17 protein-coding genes and 1 tRNA gene are annotated in these 19,607 nt (G+C 59.2%); 7 read left to right on the top strand and 11 right to left on the bottom strand.

The features are described 5' to 3' along the window. Positions 1–4: 4 nt before the first annotated feature. Positions 5–877, bottom strand: coding sequence for an inositol monophosphatase family protein (locus tag NW842_RS03715; protein WP_414332096.1), 873 nt, complete (start codon positions 875–877; stop codon positions 5–7). A gap of 276 nt (positions 878–1,153) precedes the next feature. On the opposite strand from NW842_RS03715, the gene NW842_RS03710 reads away from it, so the two are divergent. From NW842_RS03710 to NW842_RS03700, 3 genes are all read left to right on the top strand, one after another. Continuing rightward, positions 1,154–1,711 carry an FHA domain-containing protein gene (locus NW842_RS03710; protein WP_414356749.1) on the top strand — a complete coding sequence of 186 codons (558 nt, stop codon included), beginning with the start codon at positions 1,154–1,156 and terminating at the stop codon, positions 1,709–1,711. A 72-nt stretch (positions 1,712–1,783) separates the two neighbouring features. Continuing rightward, positions 1,784–1,855, top strand: a tRNA-Gln gene (locus tag NW842_RS03705). Positions 1,856–2,072: 217 nt separating this feature from the next. Next, positions 2,073–3,548, top strand: coding sequence for a cobyric acid synthase (locus tag NW842_RS03700; protein ID WP_414356784.1), 1,476 nt, complete (start codon positions 2,073–2,075; stop codon positions 3,546–3,548). Positions 3,549–3,632: 84 nt separating this feature from the next. Here NW842_RS03700 and NW842_RS03695 read toward each other — a convergent pair whose 3' ends face one another. Beyond that, entirely contained in the window at positions 3,633–5,009 is a 1,377-nt protein-coding gene (locus NW842_RS03695; RefSeq protein WP_414374836.1) for a (Fe-S)-binding protein, read from the bottom strand. A 173-nt stretch (positions 5,010–5,182) separates the two neighbouring features. Between NW842_RS03695 and NW842_RS03690 the strand changes: the two genes are divergently transcribed. Beyond that, positions 5,183–5,527: a hypothetical protein gene (locus NW842_RS03690; protein WP_414356744.1), complete on the top strand. Its 345-nt coding sequence runs from the start codon at positions 5,183–5,185 to the stop codon at positions 5,525–5,527. A gap of 13 nt (positions 5,528–5,540) precedes the next feature. On the opposite strand, the gene NW842_RS03685 is transcribed toward NW842_RS03690, so the two are convergent. After that, complete coding sequence (locus tag NW842_RS03685; protein ID WP_414374835.1) at positions 5,541–7,421, bottom strand: AMP-dependent synthetase/ligase; 1,881 nt, start codon at positions 7,419–7,421, stop codon at positions 5,541–5,543. 510 nt (positions 7,422–7,931) lie between these two features. Here NW842_RS03685 and NW842_RS03680 point away from each other — a divergent pair. Further along, complete coding sequence (locus tag NW842_RS03680; protein ID WP_011433763.1) at positions 7,932–8,666, top strand: protein-L-isoaspartate(D-aspartate) O-methyltransferase; 735 nt, start codon at positions 7,932–7,934, stop codon at positions 8,664–8,666. Here NW842_RS03680 and NW842_RS03675 read toward each other — a convergent pair. Continuing rightward, positions 8,663–9,403 carry a glycerophosphodiester phosphodiesterase gene (locus NW842_RS03675; RefSeq protein WP_414332228.1) on the bottom strand — a complete coding sequence of 247 codons (741 nt, stop codon included), beginning with the start codon at positions 9,401–9,403 and terminating at the stop codon, positions 8,663–8,665. The genes NW842_RS03680 and NW842_RS03675 overlap by 4 nt on opposite strands. 144 nt (positions 9,404–9,547) lie before the next feature. Between NW842_RS03675 and NW842_RS03670 the strand changes: the two genes are divergently transcribed. Beyond that, on the top strand, positions 9,548–9,733 hold the full coding sequence (locus tag NW842_RS03670) for a hypothetical protein (RefSeq protein ID WP_414344512.1): 186 nt from the start codon (positions 9,548–9,550) through the stop codon (positions 9,731–9,733). A gap of 4 nt (positions 9,734–9,737) precedes the next feature. Here NW842_RS03670 and NW842_RS03665 read toward each other — a convergent pair whose 3' ends face one another. The 5 genes from NW842_RS03665 to NW842_RS03645 all read right to left on the bottom strand — a co-directional run bounded on the left by NW842_RS03665 (position 9,738) and on the right by NW842_RS03645 (position 13,387). Then, positions 9,738–10,223: a peroxiredoxin gene (locus NW842_RS03665; protein ID WP_414417500.1), complete on the bottom strand. Its 486-nt coding sequence runs from the start codon at positions 10,221–10,223 to the stop codon at positions 9,738–9,740. Between the two features lie 215 nt (positions 10,224–10,438). Further along, complete coding sequence (locus NW842_RS03660; protein ID WP_414417499.1) at positions 10,439–10,975, bottom strand: N-acetyltransferase family protein; 537 nt, start codon at positions 10,973–10,975, stop codon at positions 10,439–10,441. 246 nt (positions 10,976–11,221) lie between these two features. Further along, positions 11,222–11,380: a hypothetical protein gene (locus tag NW842_RS03655; protein ID WP_414329361.1), complete on the bottom strand. Its 159-nt coding sequence runs from the start codon at positions 11,378–11,380 to the stop codon at positions 11,222–11,224. Positions 11,381–12,205: 825 nt separating this feature from the next. Next, positions 12,206–12,961, bottom strand: coding sequence for a precorrin-2 C(20)-methyltransferase (locus NW842_RS03650; protein ID WP_414417498.1), 756 nt, complete (start codon positions 12,959–12,961; stop codon positions 12,206–12,208). A gap of 12 nt (positions 12,962–12,973) precedes the next feature. Further along, positions 12,974–13,387: an STAS domain-containing protein gene (locus NW842_RS03645; RefSeq protein WP_011433770.1), complete on the bottom strand. Its 414-nt coding sequence runs from the start codon at positions 13,385–13,387 to the stop codon at positions 12,974–12,976. 296 nt (positions 13,388–13,683) lie between these two features. On the opposite strand from NW842_RS03645, the gene NW842_RS03640 reads away from it, so the two are divergent. Next, positions 13,684–18,537, top strand: a complete 4,854-nt coding sequence (locus NW842_RS03640; RefSeq protein WP_414417497.1) for a translocation/assembly module TamB domain-containing protein — start codon at positions 13,684–13,686, stop codon at positions 18,535–18,537. Here NW842_RS03640 and NW842_RS03635 read toward each other — a convergent pair. Together NW842_RS03635 and NW842_RS03630 are read right to left on the bottom strand one after the other, a co-directional pair. Further along, positions 18,506–19,099, bottom strand: coding sequence for a hypothetical protein (locus NW842_RS03635; protein WP_414417496.1), 594 nt, complete (start codon positions 19,097–19,099; stop codon positions 18,506–18,508). The two genes, NW842_RS03640 and NW842_RS03635, sit on opposite strands and share 32 nt — an antisense overlap. Further along, positions 19,096–19,575: a CRR6 family NdhI maturation factor gene (locus NW842_RS03630; RefSeq protein ID WP_414417495.1), complete on the bottom strand. Its 480-nt coding sequence runs from the start codon at positions 19,573–19,575 to the stop codon at positions 19,096–19,098. Before NW842_RS03630 ends, NW842_RS03635 begins: the two co-directional genes overlap by 4 nt. Positions 19,576–19,607 lie beyond the last annotated feature (32 nt).

The following is a 19,607-nucleotide window of genomic DNA, read 5'->3' as shown; positions in this document are numbered from 1 at the left end:
GTCTTCAATTCAACTCAACTGGGGAGCTTTCCCGGTTCTGATAGGCTGGGCGTGGATCCCGCCGCATGGGAAAGGAGACCGGCAAAGGCTGTACTTGGGCCAATTCTTCTTGCAGAGCAGCGTGTAACCAGCCATTGCTGGCCAACAGTCGGCCACTGTAAACATCCACCGGGCCGCCATCGTAAGCAGTCACCTTGCCACCCGCCTCTCGCACCAGGACGATCCCTGCGGCAATGTCCCAAGGGGAGAGGCCCCGCTCCCAGTAGCCATCCAACTGACCGGTGGCCACATAGGCCAAATCCAGAGCTGCAGATCCGCCCCGCCGCACTCCTTGGGTGAGATGGGTAAAGTGGCAAAACTCGGCGTAGTTGTTGTCAGGGGTTTCGCGACGATCATAGGCAAAGCCGGTCACCAGCAGGCTCCGAGACAATTCAGCCGTTGTGGAGACTCGAATGGGTTGGCGGTTGCGGGTAGCCCCCATCCCTTGGACGGCGCGAAACAGATCCCCGCGAAAAACATCACAAACAACCCCCAAAACTGGCTCCCGCCCCTGCAGCAAACCAATGGAGACGGCAGCGAAAGGGTAACCGTGGGCAAAGTTGGTGGTGCCATCCAGGGGATCGATCATCCAAGCGTAGGCGCCCTCCGGAGATCCCTGCTGGCCTGATTCCTCGGTCAAGATGACATCTTCGGGGAAGTGCCGCCTCAAGATTTTCAAGATGAGATCCTCGGAAGCGCGATCCGCCGCAGTCACCAAGTCGCCCGGACGTTTCTCCTCAATGGCAAGGGTGCCCCCCACATAACTGCGCAGCAAAGCTCCTGCCTCCAGGGCAGCTTCTGTGGCCACATCCAACCGACGCAGCAGGGCCTCCGTCACACCCTCACCTCAAGGTTAAAAACCTGCTACTCAGAATAGCCCGCCTGAGGCTGTGGCTCCCAAGGGATCCCTGAAAGCCAAAATAGGCCCAACCTGAGCCCAAGCCCAGTTTCCGGGGAAAGGGGGTATCTCCAAGGCTGCCTATGGTGTATAGTACAGTACACTGGGGCTTGTGGGTTTTCCGGCAGCCCGCCAAGACCAGAGTTCCTTTGAAAGCAGTAGGGTTTTGGGGAACTATAGATAAGACTTTGAATTTGGAAAGCCAAGCTGCTGTAAATGGCGTTGAGCGTTGAGGGGGGAAGACCTTTGCCACATAGCTACGACGATTTTTTCACCTCCATCACAGAGGTTGGCGGGAAAAGTCCTCTTCCCAGCCAGGGCTTTGATCTGCCGGCGGATTTGTTCGATCAAGTCCCTGAACGGCCGGTGTCCCATCCGGAGTTCACCCTGTCCATCTGCCATCCTGTCCGGCCCTGCAGCTACATCCTGCGGGAGAGTATCTATACGCTTGGACGGGATCCCTCCAACGCCATCCAGATCGTCAATCGGTTTGTCTCGCGTCGCCATGCTTACCTGGTGCGGGTGCCCACCAAGTCCAACCGGACAGGGTTTACCTATTGCCTGATCGACGGCAACCGCAAGGGCCAGTCCAGTACCAATGGGGTGTTTGTCAACGGCACGCGGGTGGCTACTCACTACCTGAGGAGCGGAGATGTCATCTATTTCGGGCCGGAGATCCGCGCCTATTTCTTTGAGGTAGCCCGCACTCTCCCCGTGACTCCTCTTGACATTGGCCCTGACCTTGGCGAAGAGCTTCAGCTTCCCCACGCATAGGAGCTCACTGCAACTGTTGACAGACCCGAAGCTGCATCGCTAGATTAATTAAGCTGGTTAAGCAATGTGAATTGGGGCATCGCCAAGCGGTAAGGCAGCGGGTTTTGGTCCCGCCATTCGGTGGTTCGAATCCATCTGCCCCAGCTCAAAATCCTGTCGAAAGCACAAAGCGCAAGCCCCTGGGATCCCGTGCAGACCGGAGGGTGCGGCTCTGGGCATCAGCAGGGCGGTTAACTAGGGGATTGCAGAGTCGCTTTTGCCAACGGAGGCCCTGGCTTGGCGACGCTGGCCGCGGGGAGAATGGCAACAACCAGAAACCAAGGGCGAGGGATCCGGGGTGAGCTGTTCAGGTCGATCCTTGATGGTGGTGGGAACTTCTTCCCACGTGGGCAAAACCCTGCTGGTAACAGCCCTTTGTCGCATTCTCAAGAAAGCGGGAAAAAGGGTTGCCCCTTTCAAAGCTCAGAACATGTCCCTCAACGCCTATGTCACCCCAGAGGGCAAAGAGATCGCCTACGCGCAGGCTCTGCAAGCTTGGGCTGCCGGGATTCCCCCTGCGGTGGAGATGAACCCAATCCTTCTGAAGCCCCAGGGCAACCTGACTTCCCAGATCGTCTTGAACGGAGTAGCGGTGGGCACCTACCGCGCCGGAGAGTATTACGAGCGCTGGTTTGCGCCGGCCTGGCAAGCGGTCAAAGAAGCCCTTGCTCGCCTACAACAGCAGTACGACTGGATCCTTTGCGAGGGGGCAGGTAGCCCAGCAGAGGTGAACCTCAAACATCGGGACTTGGCAAATATGCGGGTTGCCTTGCATTTGGGATCCCCCACTTGGCTGGTGGCAGACATCGACCGAGGTGGGGCGCTGGCCCATGTGGTGGGCACGCTCCAACTGCTGGAACCTGAAGAGCGGGCCTTGATCCGGGGCATTGTCATCAACAAGTTTCGGGGCTCGCGGGAACTGTTGCAGCCCGGCCTGGATTGGCTGGAAAACTACACCGGGATCCCAGTTGTCGGGGTCTTGCCTTGGGTGGACTGGGTTCTGCCCCAAGAGGATTCGATGGGAATTGCAGCCAACCCCCTGCTTTGGGAAGATCGCCGCGACCGGGCCGGTCGCCAAGCCCTGAGGGAAGGGCGCCTGGAGATTGCTGTGGTGCGTTTGCCCCAGGTGGCCAATTTCTCGGATTTTGACCCCTTGTTGGCGGAGCCCACCGTCCATCTGCGCTGGGTTCACCTTGGCCAAAGTTTGGGATCCCCGGATGTGGTCATCCTGCCCGGCAGCAAAACCACCCTCAACGATCTGTTCGCGTTGCAAAAGACCGGCCTGGCCGATCAACTGCGCCAATACTCCGGCCATATCATCGGCATTTGCGGTGGGCTGCAAATGTTGGGAGAGACCATCGCCGATCCCGAAGGCTGGGAGGGGATCGCCGGCACCTACCCAGGGCTGGGCTTTCTCCCTTTGACCACCGTTTTACAACCCACCAAGGTCACCCAGCAGGTGCAGACCCAAAGCCGATGGCCTGCCCTGGCCCCCATTCAGGGGTACGAAATTCATCAGGGATCCACCCAGGCGGATCCCTCTGGCTGTCTGCCGGTGTTCGACCGGGAGAACCTGGGCTGGCGGGATCCCACGGGTCGGATTTGGGGCAGCTATCTGCATGGCCTGTTTGACAACCACCTGTGGCGGCGACAATGGCTGAACTGGCTGCGCCGACAAAAAGGCTGGGATCCCTTGCCGGATCTGGAGGGCCACTATGCTCAGCAGCGGGAGCAATTGCTGGAGCGCCTGGCCGATCTGTGGCAGCCTCACCTGGACTTGGGCCTGTTGATGGAATAGCCCATCGGCGATGGGGGAGAGAAGTGGGGTGGGAGGCTATGTTGCGCCAGGTTACGCCAGCGCGACCGGAAATCCAGGATCCACTCAACCGGTTGCCTCGGCTACCTCTGCCTGACCCGAAGAAGTCCCTGTAGCTTGTTCGGGAAAGCGTCGCAGAGCGGCGAGGGCGCGATCCAACAATTCCATCGGGTGATAGATGGGGATCCCGGCTTTGCCCTGTAGGCGCAGATGTTTCTGGATTTGTAGGCGGCAGCCGATATTGGCAGAGACAATCCCCTGAGCACCGGTGTTAAGCAAGTTCGTCACCTTCTGGGCTCCCAGCTCGTCCGCCACCTGGGGTTGCAACAGGTTATAGACGCCGGAGCTACCACAGCAGAGGGCCGCATCGACGGGATCCCGCAGCTCCAGCCCTGGGATTTGCCGCAGCAGGTGTCGGGGTTCCTGGCTGAGCCGCTGCCCATGCAGCATGTGACAGGCATCCTGGTAGACCAGCACCAGGGGTTCCGGCTGTAGCGGATGTAGAGGAGCCGTTAACCCCACCTGGGCGAGAAACTCCTGAATATCCCTGACTTGAGTGGCAAATCGGGCTGCTTTCTCCTTGTAGTCGGGATCCCTGGCCAACAGGTGGCCATACTCCTTCAGGGTATGCCCGCAGCCAGAAGCGTTGATCAGAATGGCATCCAACTCGTAATCGGCAAAGGCATCGATCATCTGGCGGGCCAGGGTTTCCGCCTGGCGCAGTTGCCCTTGATGGTGGGGCAAGGCCGCGCAACAGCCCTGGACAGGCGGGATCACCACCTCACAGCCGTTGTGGGTCAAGACGCGAATGCTGGCCTCATTCACCTGCGGGGCAAACAGGCGCTGCACGCAGCCCAAAATGAGTCCCACCCGAAAACGGCGTTCTCCCACCGCCGGGATCCGCTCAGGGTAACGCTTGGGCAGCAGTTGCTCCACCTCCAGGGGGGGCATCAGGGATTCCATAGCTGCCAAACGCGGGGAGACCTTTTCCAGCCCTTTTCGGATCCAGGTGCCGATCCCCATTTTTTGGTACAGCCAGAGAGGCCACAGCAGCGGTCGCAGCCGTGTCGGGTAAGGAAACACCGAGAAGATGAACTGGCGGTAAAGCCGATCCCAAAAACTGCGGGAGTAGTTGCGCTCAATCTGCGGGCGGGTGGCGGCAATTAAGCGGTCATATTGCACCCCCGATGGACAGGCCGTAACACAGGCCAAACAGCCCAAGCAACTGTCGAAGTGGGAAACCGTAGCCGCAGAAAGGGCGATCTGCCCCTGGTTGAGGGCATCCATCTGATAGATCCGCCCCCGCGGCGAGTCCGTCTCTTTGCCGATGACACGGTAGCTGGGGCAGGTGGTCAGGCAAAACCCGCAATGCACACAGGCATCGATCAGCTTCGGATCCGGGGGATCCATTCCATCAAAACTCGGCCCCTGGGATAAACTCATCGGCTCTGACCTATCGTGCTCTCAGCCTTACATGGCCATGCGGGGAGACAATTAGCGGCTGGCGATCCCGCCCTCTTCTGCTCCCTTGATTCCTCTGCATCTTAGTCCCAGATCCGAGGAAGTTTGTCTACATCCAGACGCTCTCTTAGCTCGTACTACCCTAGAGAGAGGACTTGCCAACCCTTCCTTTGAAAGCCATGAACTTGCAACACCTCTTCACTCCTGTCTTTTGGACAGCGGCCCTCTCCAGCTTGAGCTTGGCCGGAGCGGCTTTGGCCCAGGCCAACCTGCGGGAACTCCCTCCAGACTTGGCAGAACAGCTCACCACAGAGCAAATTTTGCAAGCCTGCGCCAACAACCAAGCAGATACTTTGCCCAGCCCCTTCCCGGATGTGGTGCCAACTGACTGGGCCTACAAGGCGGTGCTCACCCTCTACTACTGTGGGGCCTACCGAGGGGCCATTCCACCGGAGCAGTTCCGGCGGTACTTGGAGCAACAACGGGGATCCCAAACTTAGGCGGGCCTGCACCTCAAGCCGGATACATCTCTTGGATCAGATGGGCATAGCGCTCGGCCACCGGGTTGCGCTTGATCTTCAGGGTCTGGGTCATGAGGCCGTTTTCCACGCTCAGCGGCTCCGGCAAGAAGCGAAAGTCGCTGACCTGCTCGTCGGGCCGGTAGCCAGGGCGTTCTTGGATGCGGCGGCGCACCTCCTGCAAAATCAAGGTGCGGGTCTGGGGCTGGGCCAGCAGCTCGGCATCCTCAGCCGGGATCCCTTGCTCGGCAGCCCAGGCTTTGAGGGCATCGAGGTTGGGGTAGATGAGGGCAGCCAATTTCTTTTGGTCTTGCCCGACGATCACGATCTGACTGATGTAAGGAGACTGCAGACAAGCATCTTCCAGCGGCTGGGGCTCGATGTTCTCCCCATTGAGTAGGACAATGACATCCTTGGCTCTGCCGGTGATCACCAGTTGCCCGTCGGGGGTGAGCCAGCCCAGATCCCCGGTTTCAAACCAGCCGTCGGAGCTGAGCACCTTGGCAGTGGCTTCCGGGTTGTTGTAGTAGCCCATCATCACCTGCGGGCCACGGGCCAGGATCAACCCTTTTTCTTGTGGCGGCAGCGGCTGTCGAGTTTCAGGATCCACAATGCGAAACTCCGTCCCCGGCAGAGGGGGGCCAGCCGTACCGCGCACATTGTTGTCTGGACGCCGCGCGCACAACACCGGCGAAGTTTCGGTGAGGCCGTAGCCATTCAAGATGGAAATGCCCACCACCTCGTAGAACAGATCCAAGTAGGCAGGCAGGGATCCACCGCCGCTGATGGCATGTTGAAAATTGGGGCCCAACGCCCGTCGTACCTTGCGGTAGATCAGCACATCGGCCAATCGGTGCAGGGGCCAGAGCAGCCAATGTTGCAGGCGAGCCTGCAGGCGCACCCAGGGGCTGACTCCGTAATGCAAAATCGACTGGTTGCGAGCTATCCGTCCAGAGAGCACATACCTCTCACTCACGGCCATCAGAGCGCGGATCAGCCGCTGCATCAGGGGGCTTTTCTCTTTGAATTGCCGTTGGATCCCTTCATAAACGGTTTCCCAAATCCGCGGCACTGCCACCAGAAAATGGGGGTGCTCCTGTTGGAAATCTTGTTTGATAAAGCGAGGGCTGGTATAGACCAGCATGCAGGCACGGCTGAGGAGAAAATACTCGCAAGCCCGCTCATAAGAGTGCCAAGTGGGCAGAATGGTCAACACCTTATTCCCCGGTTGTGGCTGTACGACCACGCCCAAGTTCTCCACCTGGTGCATCAGGTTGCCGTGGCTGAGCATCACCCCCTTGGGCCGACCGGAGGTGCCGGAGGTGTAGATGATGGTGGCCAGTTGGGATCGCTCCAGCTTTGGGGGTTGGTAGGTGTGTTCCCGACCCTTTTGCAGCCATTGGGAAAAGTTCAGCACCCCTGCTTCCTGCTCATCGGAAAGCAACAGCAGCCGTTCCAGGCCCAGCTCCTGCACATCCGGCCGGATCCGCCTCAGGGTCTTCAGATCCTGAGCAATCAGGGCCGTGCTACCGGAGTGGCGCAAGATGTAGCCCAGCTCACTGGGATCCGCCACAGCGCTGCGGGGCACATTCACAGCTCCCGTGAACATCGTGGCCAGATCGGCCATCAGCCAGCGGGGGGAGTTATCGGCAAAAATGGCCACCCGATCCCCCGGGCAAATGCCCAAAGCCTGCAGGCCAGCCGCCAGGGTTTGAATGCGGCGAAACAGCTCTCCATAAGACATCTCGAAAACTGGCTGCGCGTGGGGATCCCGTAGGGCAACCTGACCGGCAAACTCTTCCGCCAGCACTTGCCAAACGTTCAGCAGCGTCGTCTCAGGGGCAGTGGGAGTAGCAGAAGCGGCAGCAGTTGTCATAGATCTGTACCGTAAATTACGTTTACAGTCTATTAAACCCAGCCTCTCTCCCCAGGTGTCGCTAGGACAGTTCCCAGCCTGTCACCCCATTCACCATCTTCCCCTTGCGGGGAAAAGGTAGGGATCAACACTATAAAATCTTGCGCTGGCAGAACCAGGGTGGTGATTGCTCGCCCCGGCAGATTGCGCACAAAACTTTACAATTTTGATCAAACCGGATCCCATATCTCCCATGGGGATCCCGGCTGTAAGCTTCATGTAAACTACCCGACACCGACCGCTAGGCGGTACGAAGCGGGCTTTTAGTAGCCCTGCAGTTAGCAAGCCAACCGCGAGCCTCTGGGGTGGTTTACTGCACCCCCAATCGACCGTTACCAGTGCCCTAAACAGCTGTTTCTGGTGCCCGCAGTACCATTATAGCATTCCTCCCGACACTGACCCTACGGGTACCGTACGGGGCTCCTGCGATTTCTAGCTGAGCAGCTCATCGTTTCTGGAGGTTGTGTATCGGTGATCAACCCATTCTCATCCTTCCGGTGGAGACATTCTTCTCGCTCTCCAGCTGGGATCCCAGAAGTTGAACCTCAGCCCCCAGACGCTTCCGATCCTTTTGCTTCCCAACGGGAGCAGATGGTCAAGAAACAGCTCATCAAACGAGGGATCCGAGATCCACGGGTACTGGAAGCCATGGGAAAAGTGCCGCGTCACCTTTTTGTCCCCTCTGATCTGCGGGATCGGGCCTACAGGGATTGCCCTCTGCCCATCGGCTATGGCCAGACCATTTCTCAGCCCTATATTGTTGCTTTTATGACAGAAGCTGCTCGCCTCACGCCTGAATCGGTGGTGTTGGAAATCGGCACCGGCTCCGGCTATCAGGCGGCTGTTTTGGCAGAGCTGGCCCGGCAAGTGTATAGCCTGGAGCGTCTGTCCCCATTGGCTGCTCAAGCTCAACAAACCCTCGCTGCCCTGGGCTATCGCAACGTGGAAGTGCGTCAGGGGGATGGCTACCAAGGTTGGCCAGAGCATGCTCCCTACGATGCCATTCTGGTGACGGCAGCGCCCCCAACTGTGCCCATGGTGCTGCTGGATCAACTGGCGGTGGGGGGCACCTTGGTGGTGCCGGTGGGAGAAAGCCCTTCGGACTCCGGTGCCCAGGGATCCCAGTCCTTGCTGATCCTCTGCAAAACAGCCCAAGGATGGGTTCAAAAAGGGGCTTTTCCGGTGCAGTTTGTGCCCATGGTCTAGGGTTTTGCCCCCTCTACTCCTGCCAAAAGGTGGGCGCGAATTTGCAAAGCCAATTGGGGACGGTCGGTAATCAACCCTTGAACAACGGGATTTTGTCCTACTGAGCCGGCAAATGGCTGCAAGCACAACTTCATCACTTCAGGATCGTTCACCGTCCAAACGTACAGAGGGATCCCGGCCTGTTCAGCTTCAGCCAAGAACTGCAAGTTCACCCAACTGTAGTGGGGGGCCAGAAAATCCGCTCCCAACTCCCGGCAACGGGTAAGTAAAGATCCCTTGGCTTGCTCCTCAGCCTTTGCCTCGATCAACAGGCCAACCTTGGGTTGCGGGGACAAAAGCGTTTTAACCCGCTGCACCACCTGAGGCAAAAAAGAGGTGATCACAAATTCTTCGGGGGTCAAAATATCGCTAACGAGGGCAAGGACTTGTTCCTCATAGCCTGCTTCTTTGAGTTCGATATCGAGGGTGATTTTGCCCTTGATATGTGACAGGGTCTCTTCAAGAGTGGGAATCGTGGGTTTGCGGGCCCGAATCTCGGCCCAAGTTAATGCGGCCAAAGGCTGTCCATCCAAATCGGCATCGTGAACAACGAGCGGGATCCCATCTCGGCTACAGCGCACATCCAGCTCAATTTGCTCGGCCCCCACCTCAATAGCGGCAGCAAAAGCGGCCAACGTGTTTTCCTCGGCGTGGGTGTGCTCCCCACGGTGGGCGACAATCTGGGTGTAGGGGAGCATGTCAGCACCTCTGAAGCGGGGTTGAGTGCCAGGTTGCGCAGCTCTATTATGATTGGCTCTCGGTGGTTCAGAAAGGGATCCCAGCAGGCGACACTCCCCCAGCGGAAGCGATAAGCTAGGAGAGTCAATTAGGTCTCTGAAGCTATGGACGCCGCCGAAATTGCCGCCTTGAAAGAGCGCATCAAGCTAATCCGCGAACGCCGGCCAGCGGTAGCCAAGCTGTTGGAAAAGCCAGACTTGGGCAGCTTGCGCGTGGATGTCAACCAAGCGCTGGAGGAGATCGACGAGTTGCTCTACGAGTTCGAGCAGACTTTTGGCCCGGAAAGCTAGAGGGCTAGTTCCTGATAAGCTGCTGCAACTGGGCCAGAACCTCAGCGCTGTGGCGGCTGGGGTTTACAATTGGGTCGATTTCTCGCAAAATCCCCTCGGGGTCGATCAAGAACGTATTGCGCAGGGCAACATCGCCCATCCAGGATCCGTAGGCTCGACTGACCGTGCCGTCGGGATCCGACAGCAAAGGAAACTGTAGCCCCTCTGCCGAGCAAAAGCGCTTGTGGGAGTCCACCGAGTCGGCGCTCACGCCCACAACCTGTGCCCCCATGGCCCGGAACTTGGGCAAATCTTGCTGAAAGCGGCGGGCCTCAATCGTACAGCCGGAAGTGAAGTCGCGGGGGTAAAAATACAACACCACCCACTCCCCCCGAAAATCCGCCAGCCGCCGTATTTGCCCGGCTTGATCTGGCAATGCGAACTCCGGTGCCGGAGAACCTATTGGCGGGAGAGGAGTAGTTCCCCACTGGGCCCAGGCAGGCTGAGTCATCCCAAAGCCCACAAGCAGGCCCACAACCAATCCCATGAAAACCCTGCCCAATTCCCTCACTGCCCCTCCGAGACCTCTCTAGAACCCATCTCTAGTTTACATAACTTTATATGAGTCCAGGAACTCGCCTCACTGCGCAGAAGCAAGCCAGCGGGGTGGGAAGCATCTCCACTCTGCCAGCTCAATGTTGCCGCTTTGCCAATTCCTTTGCCAATTCAAGGTAACCACTTGCAGAGCAAAAGCTGCGGAGGGATCCCCAACCATCGCCAGAGTTGAGAGGTGCGTTCGATGGGGGTGTAGCGCAGTTGGGCGTACAGTTGCCGCGCGGGGAGATTGTCTTCCAACACGTGCAGATGCAAACAGCGGTAGCCCCACCCTTTCGCCACCCCTTCAGCACTGAGCAAAAGCAGACGAGCAATTCCTCGCCGCCGCCAGCCGGGCAGCACCGCCAAGTTGGAGAGGTAGGGATACTTCCCGTGGGCTGTGACCCGCAAAGAGATCTCGGCAGTGCCCACCACTTCGGATCCCACCGCAGCCGCCAGACAGCAGTAGTGGGGATCCCTTGCGGCCAGCCTGAGGCGCAACTCTTCGCGAATGCCCAGCTTGCAAATCGGGTGGATCCAGCGTTGCAGGCCTGAGGGCGGATAAAAAACCTGCGCCAGAACTTCGGCCAAGGGATCCAGATCGCCCGGTGTAGCCGGGTAAACCACAGGGGAAGGCAACACAGGTTGAGATAGGGCAACCGCAAGCATTCTCCTTATTTTCCCAAACAACTTGCAAACAACAAAACAATAAGTGGTGACCCCCACGGGGAGCCACCACTGAACCGGTAGAACTTGGCCACAGGGAGGAAAACCACCCCTGCCGACGCGGACTAACCGCATCCAAGACTTAACTAAGACTTATTCAGTTGTCTTAACTTGTAGCTTTCCAATTTCCTTTCCAATTTCTAGGCCAGCGCCAGTGGCCGCTCCGACACCAGAATCCGACTCTGAGGTTTACGATGAGATCTCCAGATCGCTAAAATGGCAGGCTGAGCCGTTGATGCGATAGATATCATCCGTGATGGGCTGGTAACCCACTTCCACCAGATCGGACTTGGCAGGAGCAAATATGCGGATAATTGCTCTAGCAATCTTTGAGAGAAAGGTAAACATAGCAACCTCCTGAAAGTGAGAGTGAAACTATGAACTGAGAGAACCTCGAATTGCTAAAGCCCGCAGTCCTTGTCCCACTGAGCGCTGGTTCCGACTCGCAGAGCTTGCAGGTTGAGAGCACCTGAACCTGATCACCGATTTTCCCACCCTGACTCGCTCATGAATGGAGACTCAAAATAGCCGGCTGAGCCTGTTGATCTGGCAAAACCACTTTTATTCGAGGATTATTTGAGGAACACCTAGAGCGCTCTCTCACTTTCCCAGTGGCTTGTGCAGCAAGCCCAACTGCTATCTGCTTAACTCCCTTGTTCTGCTTCGAGGAAAACCTGTCGTAGGTACCAGGTGCTCTGCTGAGCGAGACAACCACTTCTCAGGAGAGTCTGCCGAAGCAACGGATCGGAAGCTTGGATCAAAGCGTTGACCGACAGAGAATTTTGGACTTGAATTTTGGATTTGATTCAATCGAGAAGCGGTGCCTCGCGTTTGGGATGGGGATGAGATATTATCCTCCTCGCCTGAATCACCACATCCATAATCTAACCTATAGCCGATCTCTCCACCAAGGGCGGCAACCATTCTTAACAGGCTGGATCATTCCTTTAACTTGGTCTTTTCATCTCTTTTTGGTTCAGGTCAATGAGGGATCCCAGCATTCTGGATTCGGATTCCTCAGCCTCTTTCCGTCACAGGACACCTGATTTTTTGGGGAAACAAGCTGGCTCGGCGCGAGCCTTGAGCTAAACAGAAATAAACGCAAAAAAACAACGACCAACCCCTGCTTCGGGCTTAATCGCCGGAAGGAACTCATTCCCTATCCTAGAAAACTCATTCCAGCTGTAGCTCGTTTTCCAGGTTAAGAGAATCTTGATTTCGGGGCCGAGAACGCAGGATCAGCAGGGAAAAGTAGGGGGGCTGGTAGTCGGCCAGTCCTTCCAGGGTGGGGAAGAGGGTTTGCTGGGGCCAGCCGGCCCAGACCACCAAGCTGGCTTGTTGCAGCCAACCTCTTTCGGCCAGCCACTGCCAAACCTGAGGGTAGACAGAGGCCACTTTCATGAGGACGACTACCTCAGCCCAGGCGCAAGCCTGCTCCAGTTCCGAGAGGGCAAACAGAGCCGGTAAAATCGCCAATTTCTCGGAGCCGAGCACCAAGGGGGATCCCAGGGCAGCAGCAGCAGCTAAGGGAGAGCACACCCCCGGTATGGCCTGGATGGGCAAGGCGGGGATCCGCTGCCGCAGGGCTTGGGCCATGTAGGCAAAGGTGCTGTAGAGGCCCACGTCTCCCTCACAGATAAAGGCAACATCTTCTCCCCTTTCTAGGAGTGGGGCCAGTTGCTGGGCAGCCACTCGCCAGGCAGCTTGCAGGACTTCCGACCGGGTGACAAACGGCAGATGAAGAGGCAGCAGGGTTTGTTCCGGTCGCAGCCAAGGGCGCACAATTTGGTAGGCCAAGCCCGGCTGGCCGGCAGCATTTTGGGGACAGGCCACCCAGTTGACCGTGCTGAGGATGCGGGCTGCTTTGACCGTTATCCAGTCGGGATCCCCTGCTCCAGCACTGATCCCCCAAAAGGTTCCCAGACCCATACTTATTACGTATCAGGCGGTCTCTGTACTGCCCGTACTTCCTTCCTTCAGGCGATCCAAGGCTTCCTGCAAGGAGTTGCGCAAAGATAGGAACTTCTCCAGGCGCACCAGTTTCACCGTTTGGGTAATGCGGGGGTTGCTCACCACCTGAAAGATACCTGCGCGGCCCTGCACCAGCTTGGCCAATTGCACCAGGGCGCCGACGCCAGAGCTGTCGATGAAGTCGATCCCTGTCAAATCCAGGATCAGGTTAGGGGATCCCTCTTCCAGGTATTTGGTGACCACCTTAACAAAGACCGGCTCGGAAAAGGCATCCAGAAGGCCAGTCAGGTGAAAGACCTGGCAGTTTTCCAGCGCCTCGCGGCTGCCGCGCAAGCTGACCGTCAGAGATAGGGGTTCCGGAATGGCTCTTCTCCTTTCAACCATCTCGACAGAAGGGAACACCTGAGAGAGGCCCCAGGGTGGGTTCAATCTCGGGTGTGGAGATAGCTTAGCATCCCCGTTCTCCGCGGGAGACGGTATTTTTCCGCGGGGTCTTCGGGGGAATTACGCCTGGGAGCAGGGATCTCTTCTTTCTGTTCCCTCGTGGCAAGCCAGGAGTCCTTGGGTAGGATGGGGGCAACTGTGCCGGCAAGGTCGGCCCGCAGTGCACGAATGGCTTTTGGGAGCCTGTCAGGTTTTTAAGGGGTAGGCGGTTGGGAGAGGATCACCAAGATCCAAAGATGCAGCAGCAACGATTCAACCTTTCCCCCATCACTCTAGCTGGGGTGGGTTTGGGCTTGACGGCTGCCGCCTTTGGTGCCGCCTGGGGAACAGGGATCTACCTTCAAGATCACGTGCTGCCGCAGGTGGAAGCAACCCTCTCGCAAGCGATGCGCCGGCGCGTGGAATTGGGGGAGGTGAGGTTTCTGGCCCCCTGGCAGGTGAGCTTGGGAGAAAGCCGCGTTGAACATCTGGCCAGTATCGGCTCCATCGACCTCAGCCCTGATTTCTGGACTTGGCTGCAGACGGGTCAGTGGGTGCTGAATGTTACCCTAAACCAGCCGCAACTGCTGCTGATGGAAACGCTGGATCGCGGCTGGGCGGATGTGCAGTTTCAACTGCCCGAAGGGGAGGGATCCCTGCCCTTGCATGGGCTGAACATCCGTTTGCGCCAGGGATCCCTGACGGCCATCCCTTTGGTGGGGGAGCGACGCCAGTTTGATCGGCTGCAGGGCCAGGTGCAGGTGTGGCTGACTCACAATGCCCCGCCAGGAGAGGAGGATCTTTTCGGGGGGCGGGCCAGTTTCCAGGCGACGGCACGGTTGCTCCCTCGGGAGGGGGAGGGGGGGTACCCCCTGCAGCTCAGGGGGGTGGCGGATTTTGCCCAGGCTTCCGGTTCGGTGACGCTTTCTGCGGCTCGTCTGCCTTTGGATCTCTTGCCCAGTGTGGTGCCGGCGGCCCCTTTTGCGGAGGTGCAGGGGGAAACTGGCTTGGATCTCCAGGTGCTCTGGCGGCGGGATCAACCGCTGGAGTTGACGGGGCAGGCCCAGGTTCAACAGGCTCGGCTAGATCTGGAGAGGTTGCCCCATCCTTTTGAAGAGGTGAAGGGCTCCGTTCGCTTTACCTTGCAGGGGTTGGAGCTGGAGGGGGTGAGCGGTCGCTTTGGTCAGCTTTCCTTTGCCGAGCTAAAAGGCCCGGTGGTCTGGGAGCAAGGACAGGGGTTTGGTTTGCAGGCGGAAGTAGCGCCGGCCCGCCTGCAGCAGATCCAAGAGACGTTTGACGTGACTGGCCTGCCGGTGGCGGTGGAGGGGGTGGTGGGGGGATCCGTAACGGTCACCGGCCCCTTGGATCGGCCACAGATTCGGGGACAGTTGCGGGGGCTTTCGCCGGGGCGGGTGGATCGCCTGCCGGTGTCGGAGTATGCCTTTGGCTTCCACTTTGCGGATCAAACCTTGACTTTTGAGGCAATCGACCTAAGGGCGGCGGGGGGTCGCATTCAGGGATCCGGCCAATTGCAATGGGCTGCTGGCTTGGCGGGCCAGTTCCAACTGCAGGTGACGGGGATGGATGCGGAGCAGGTGCTGGCTTTCTACGGGGGAGACTTGCCGCGCCGGGGCGCTCTTCCTTGGGTGGGGCCGGTTTCCGCGCAAGTGCAGGTGACGCTGACGGGATCCCAACCGCGGGCGGAGGCCAGCTGGGAAAGTCTTGGGGGAGAGATTGCCGGAAGAGGGCAGCTGCAGGTTTTGCCGGAGGGTCGGGACTGGGTGGTGCAGGTGCCGCAGGCGGTGCTGGACGTGGGCGGAGGCCGGGTGGCGGTGGCGGGGCGGTGGGCGGGGGGACAGCTCCAGACGCAGTTGGCTCCTCAGGAGGTGCCGCTGGCCTTTTTCAACCCCCAATGGCCGGGATCCCTCTCTGGCGAGCTGACGGCGCAGCTGGACAGGGCGGCAGCAGAAGTGGGCTTCCTGGGGGCGTTGCGGGCGCAAGGGTCGCTGGCTTTGTTGCAGCCTTTGGGAGCGAGGGGACGGCAGTGGGTTGAGGGCATCCGCGGCCAGGTGACTTGGGAGGGATCCGGACTGCATATCCAGGAGGCGGAGGTGTTGGCAGGTGGCACTCGCCTGGCCAGGGTCGAAGGGCAGATCCCCTTGGATCCCCAGACGCTGCAGGTGGGATCCCTGGATCTGAGCTTTACCACCGACGGGATTACGCTGGCAGAAGTACCCGGCCTGCCGCCGCTGGTGAAAGGAGTGCTGCAGGGATCCGGCCAGATCCGCGGACCTCTGGACACCTTGCAGGTGACTGGCAAGGCGCAGTTGCGGGGCTTGCAGGTGGGAGATGTGGCCTTTGAAGACTTGGCCGGGCCCTTTCAGGGGTCTGTTCAGGGGACGGAAGTGGATCTGCGGGGGAAGCGGGATCGACTGGCGCTGCAGTTGGATCCCCAGTTGCAGCCTTTGCAATTTCAAGTCCGGCGAGGGGAGGCGGAGGCAGTAGGTCAACGACAGCAGGAACAGCTCCAGGTGACGGTGAATCGGCTGCCGCTGGCTTTGCTGGGGGGCTTAGCTGCCGGCCCGTGGGCCAGCCTACAGGGGAACCTCGATGGGGAGGTGGCAGTTGACCTGGCGAGTGGTGCTGCCCAAGGACGGGCTGCGGTAGCGGATCTGCAGTGGGGAGGGATGAAAGTGCAGGGCTTCTCGGTGGATTTTGACTACCAGACTGCGGGCGACTCCGGCTCTCCCCGGCTGACCATTGCTCAAGCCCAACTGGATTTGTTCGAGAGCACCTATACGGCTAGGGGCACCTTAGAGCTGCCTGCAACTCTTCTGCAAGCCGGTTTGGATCCCACCTTGGCGGCTCTCGCTCCCCAAATTGACCTAGAGATCAGCACCCATCAAGGTCGGCTAGAAGATATCATCTCCGCCTTCAAGTGGCGGCAGTGGCGCGACCTCACCACCCGGGGTTTCCAATTGCCCCCCTTGGGCCCTGCCTCGGTGTTGGAGACCGATCCGGTTGGTTTGCCCAACCATCCTCTCCTGGAGCAGCTAGAGTACTATGCCCAGATCCTGGCTGTCCACCTGGAGACCTTGGCCAGCCGCATGGATCCGCTGTTCGCGTCAGCGGTGCGGAGCACTTTCCCGCCGCCCACAAGTCTGCGAGGGGAATTCCAAGCCAGCGTTAGCCTGGTCGGCAGCCTCAACCGGCCTAGCGTCAGCTTTTACCTTGAGGGCCAGAATTGGCAGGCAGAGGAGTTTGGCATCGAAAGCCTTACTGCCAGGGGCAGCCTGGCTGGAGATGCAGTGGTATTGGAGCCGCTGCGGTTGCGCAGTGGCGAACGTCAAGCCCTTTTTGTGGGCAAGCTGGGCCTAGAGGAACAGTCGGGATCCCTGCAAATTCAAGGATTTCCTCTGGCTTTGCTGGATCGCTTCTTGCCGGAGGAGCTGGAGCTGCAGGGGGATCTCAACCTGGATGTGGAGCTGGCCGGCAACCTGCGGGATCCCCGTGCCACCGGATCCCTGACGGTGGTCAACGCCCAGATTAACCAAGTGCCCCTGCGGGAGGTGGCGGGACAATTCGACTACCAACAAGGACAACTGCGCTTGAAGAGCACTCTTCTCGCCAACGGCGACGAGCCAATCCGCATTGCCGGCTTGGTGCCCTACACCTTGCCCTTCGCCGAAGTTCAAGCCAAAGAGGATCAGATCGACCTGAGCTTACAGGCTGAGAACGGCGGCCTGCGCTTGATCAATCTCCTCACCGACCAAGTGCGCTGGGAAGGCGGCCAAAGCCAACTGGAGCTGGCCATCCGCGGCACCTTGCGAGAGCCCAGCCTGCAGGGGAACTTGAGCGTCAACTCGGGGATCCTCAAGCTGGCAGCCCTGCCGGAGCCCATTACCGACCTGACAGGCCAGATTGCTTTTAACCTCAATCAACTGCAAGTCCAGGAGCTGCGCGGACAGTTGGGGGAGGGATCCCTGGTGGCCAGAGGCGTTTTGCCCATCAACTCTCGCGGAGCTTTGCAAGAAGGAGAAGCTCTGCAGCCGCTGAGTCTGCAGCTCCAAGGGATCCGCCTGAACTTGCCCAATCTCTACACGGGCCGCCTGGAAGGAGAAGTGGTGGTGGGGGGGCTGCTCCTGCGACCGTTGATTGAAGGTCGTTTAGAGGTTTCCGAGGGGATTGTGGATGTAAGCCCTCGCCCTGAGCCACCCACCGCAACAGAGGCGGCTGAGGACTCTGCACCGCCGACGTTCGCGACAGCCCTACCCTTTTGGCAGCCGCGGTTGAATGGGCTGGAGCTGGCCTTGGGATCCCGGATCCGGGTGCAGCGGCCTAACTTGTTTGAATTCAATGCTTCCGGCACCTTGCGCCTTTTCGGCACCCCCCAAGATCCGCGCCCGGCAGGCACCATCACTCTGGAGCGAGGCCGGGTCAGCCTGCCCATCGCCAACTTTCGCTTGGATCGCTCCCGCCCCAACACCGCCACCTTCGACTTGGACAACCCCTTCGATCCCTTCCTGAACCTGCGCTTGATGACCCAAGCCTTCGAGGTGTACCGCTTCCCCCAAGATCTTTCCCCCTTCGACACCAACCGCAACCTGCCGGGATCCCAGCAGAGCATCGATATTTTTGCCACGGTCAACGGGCGGGCCAGCCAACTTGCCGAGGCGGATCCCCGCAATGGAGTTCTGTCCCTTTCCAGCAGCCCCAGCCGCTCCCCGGAAGAGATCGTCGCCCTGTTGGGGGGAACGGCTTTGGCCCAACTCAATCCAGAGGCAGGGGTGGCCGGGCTGGCGGGAACGGCCCTGCTCAGCGAGCTGCAGGAAGCTCTGCGGGATACCCTTGGCCTGGATGAAATTCGCCTCAGCCCCATCCCCCAGATCGATACCCGCGCTCCCAACCGTTCTTCAGTGGGGCTGGCCTTGGAGGTGGCCCGAGATCTGGGGCCGGCCACTTCCCTCTCGCTGCAGCGGAACTTGACGGATCCCTTCCAGCCCACCCGCTACAGCGCCCGCTACCGCTTCAACGAGCAAACCCTCACCCGCGCCAGTACCGATTTTGAGGGCAACAATGTCATTTCCATCGAGTTTGAGACCCGCTTCTAGCAGGATCCGCTCCGGCCAGATTGAAAATGGTTTTACCAGCATTGCAGAGCAGCAGGGCATCTGGATCCCAAAGGATCTGCCCATCAAGAGCCATTCTCCCCAACACCGGCATTCCTACTTGGGCTTCCAGGCGCGGGATCAAAGTTGCATCCAGCTTTTCCAAGGCTTGGGGATCCCCAGTTTCGGTCAGGGATCCAATCAGCACCCATCCCAAACCACGGGCCCTGGCTTGGCGTAACAGGGCGGCAAAAGCAGCACCTTGGCTCAGGGCGGCCTCCCGTTGCAACGTCAACAGCAAGCTCAACCCCCACGCATGGGCTAGATCCGCCCAAGTTTGGCCTGGCCCCAGGGGATCGGCAACGCTGCCCGGCAAAACCAGTAGGGGATCTTTTTCTCCTGCCCACTCGGAGATTTGTTGCCAGAGGGCCTTTAGCTGAGCTTCCGAAGGGGTGGGATCCACACTGAGCCGGCCCCAAGGGCGTTGAACCACCTGCTGCCAAGCGTCGGCCACTGCCGTAGCTCCCGGGATCCCTGGCCAGGTGTCGGCCACCATCACCTTCATGGCTCTGCCTCCCACAGGGCGAGAAACTCCGGCTGGATCTCGAAGCCAAACACCAAAGCCATATCCCGCAGCATAGAGGCGGATCCCAGGTTCTGCTGCTTGAACCACCGCATCAACACAAAGATCTTCTGATAGACGAAGATCTCCAACGCTTCTGGGTTGTAAACAATGCCCTCCCGAGGGTTGAATTGGTGGGGCACCATCATAGCCGCGTAACGGGCCAGTTCTCCTTGACGCCAACTGAGGAAGTAGGGCATCCAGGGGTAGACCGTATCCCACCGAATAAACCACAGGCGCACCTCCGGGATCTCGGACAGCTCCCGTGGATCCTCAGGGCTGCGCGGCCAATCGATGGCGCATTGCACCTGCTGGGCAGCACGCACGGGATCGGCCATCAAGGTTTTCACCAGCTCATGGCCGGGGGTGAGATCCAGAGTTTGAATGGCCTTGGCAGGAAGGTAGAGGGTAATCGGCACAGCAACACAGCTATCTGGCTTGCAAATGCAGC

The sequence above is a fragment of the Synechococcus sp. R55.4 genome, assembly GCF_047461935.1.
Lineage (GTDB): Bacteria > Cyanobacteriota > Cyanobacteriia > Thermostichales > Thermostichaceae > Thermostichus.
This window is presented reverse-complemented; position numbering and strand designations above follow the sequence as displayed.

Bases quoted from the DNA above. Each gene is read 5' to 3' on its own strand.
- NW842_RS03710 (WP_414356749.1), top strand. From the start codon at position 1,154: ATGGCGTTGAGCGTTGAGGGGGGAAGACCTTTGCCACATAGCTACGAC.
- NW842_RS03700 (WP_414356784.1), top strand. From the start codon at position 2,073: ATGGTGGTGGGAACTTCTTCCCACGTGGGCAAAACCCTGCTGGTAACA.
- NW842_RS03695 (WP_414374836.1), bottom strand. From the start codon at position 5,009: ATGAGTTTATCCCAGGGGCCGAGTTTTGATGGAATGGATCCCCCGGAT.
- NW842_RS03685 (WP_414374835.1), bottom strand. From the start codon at position 7,421: ATGACAACTGCTGCCGCTTCTGCTACTCCCACTGCCCCTGAGACGACG.
- NW842_RS03675 (WP_414332228.1), bottom strand. From the start codon at position 9,403: ATGCTCCCCTACACCCAGATTGTCGCCCACCGTGGGGAGCACACCCAC.
- NW842_RS03670 (WP_414344512.1), top strand. From the start codon at position 9,548: ATGGACGCCGCCGAAATTGCCGCCTTGAAAGAGCGCATCAAGCTAATC.
- NW842_RS03665 (WP_414417500.1), bottom strand. From the start codon at position 10,223: ATGACTCAGCCTGCCTGGGCCCAGTGGGGAACTACTCCTCTCCCGCCA.
- NW842_RS03660 (WP_414417499.1), bottom strand. From the start codon at position 10,975: ATGCTTGCGGTTGCCCTATCTCAACCTGTGTTGCCTTCCCCTGTGGTT.
- NW842_RS03655 (WP_414329361.1), bottom strand. From the start codon at position 11,380: ATGTTTACCTTTCTCTCAAAGATTGCTAGAGCAATTATCCGCATATTT.
- NW842_RS03650 (WP_414417498.1), bottom strand. From the start codon at position 12,961: ATGGGTCTGGGAACCTTTTGGGGGATCAGTGCTGGAGCAGGGGATCCC.
- NW842_RS03645 (WP_011433770.1), bottom strand. From the start codon at position 13,387: ATGGTTGAAAGGAGAAGAGCCATTCCGGAACCCCTATCTCTGACGGTC.
- NW842_RS03640 (WP_414417497.1), top strand. From the start codon at position 13,684: ATGCAGCAGCAACGATTCAACCTTTCCCCCATCACTCTAGCTGGGGTG.
- NW842_RS03635 (WP_414417496.1), bottom strand. From the start codon at position 19,099: ATGAAGGTGATGGTGGCCGACACCTGGCCAGGGATCCCGGGAGCTACG.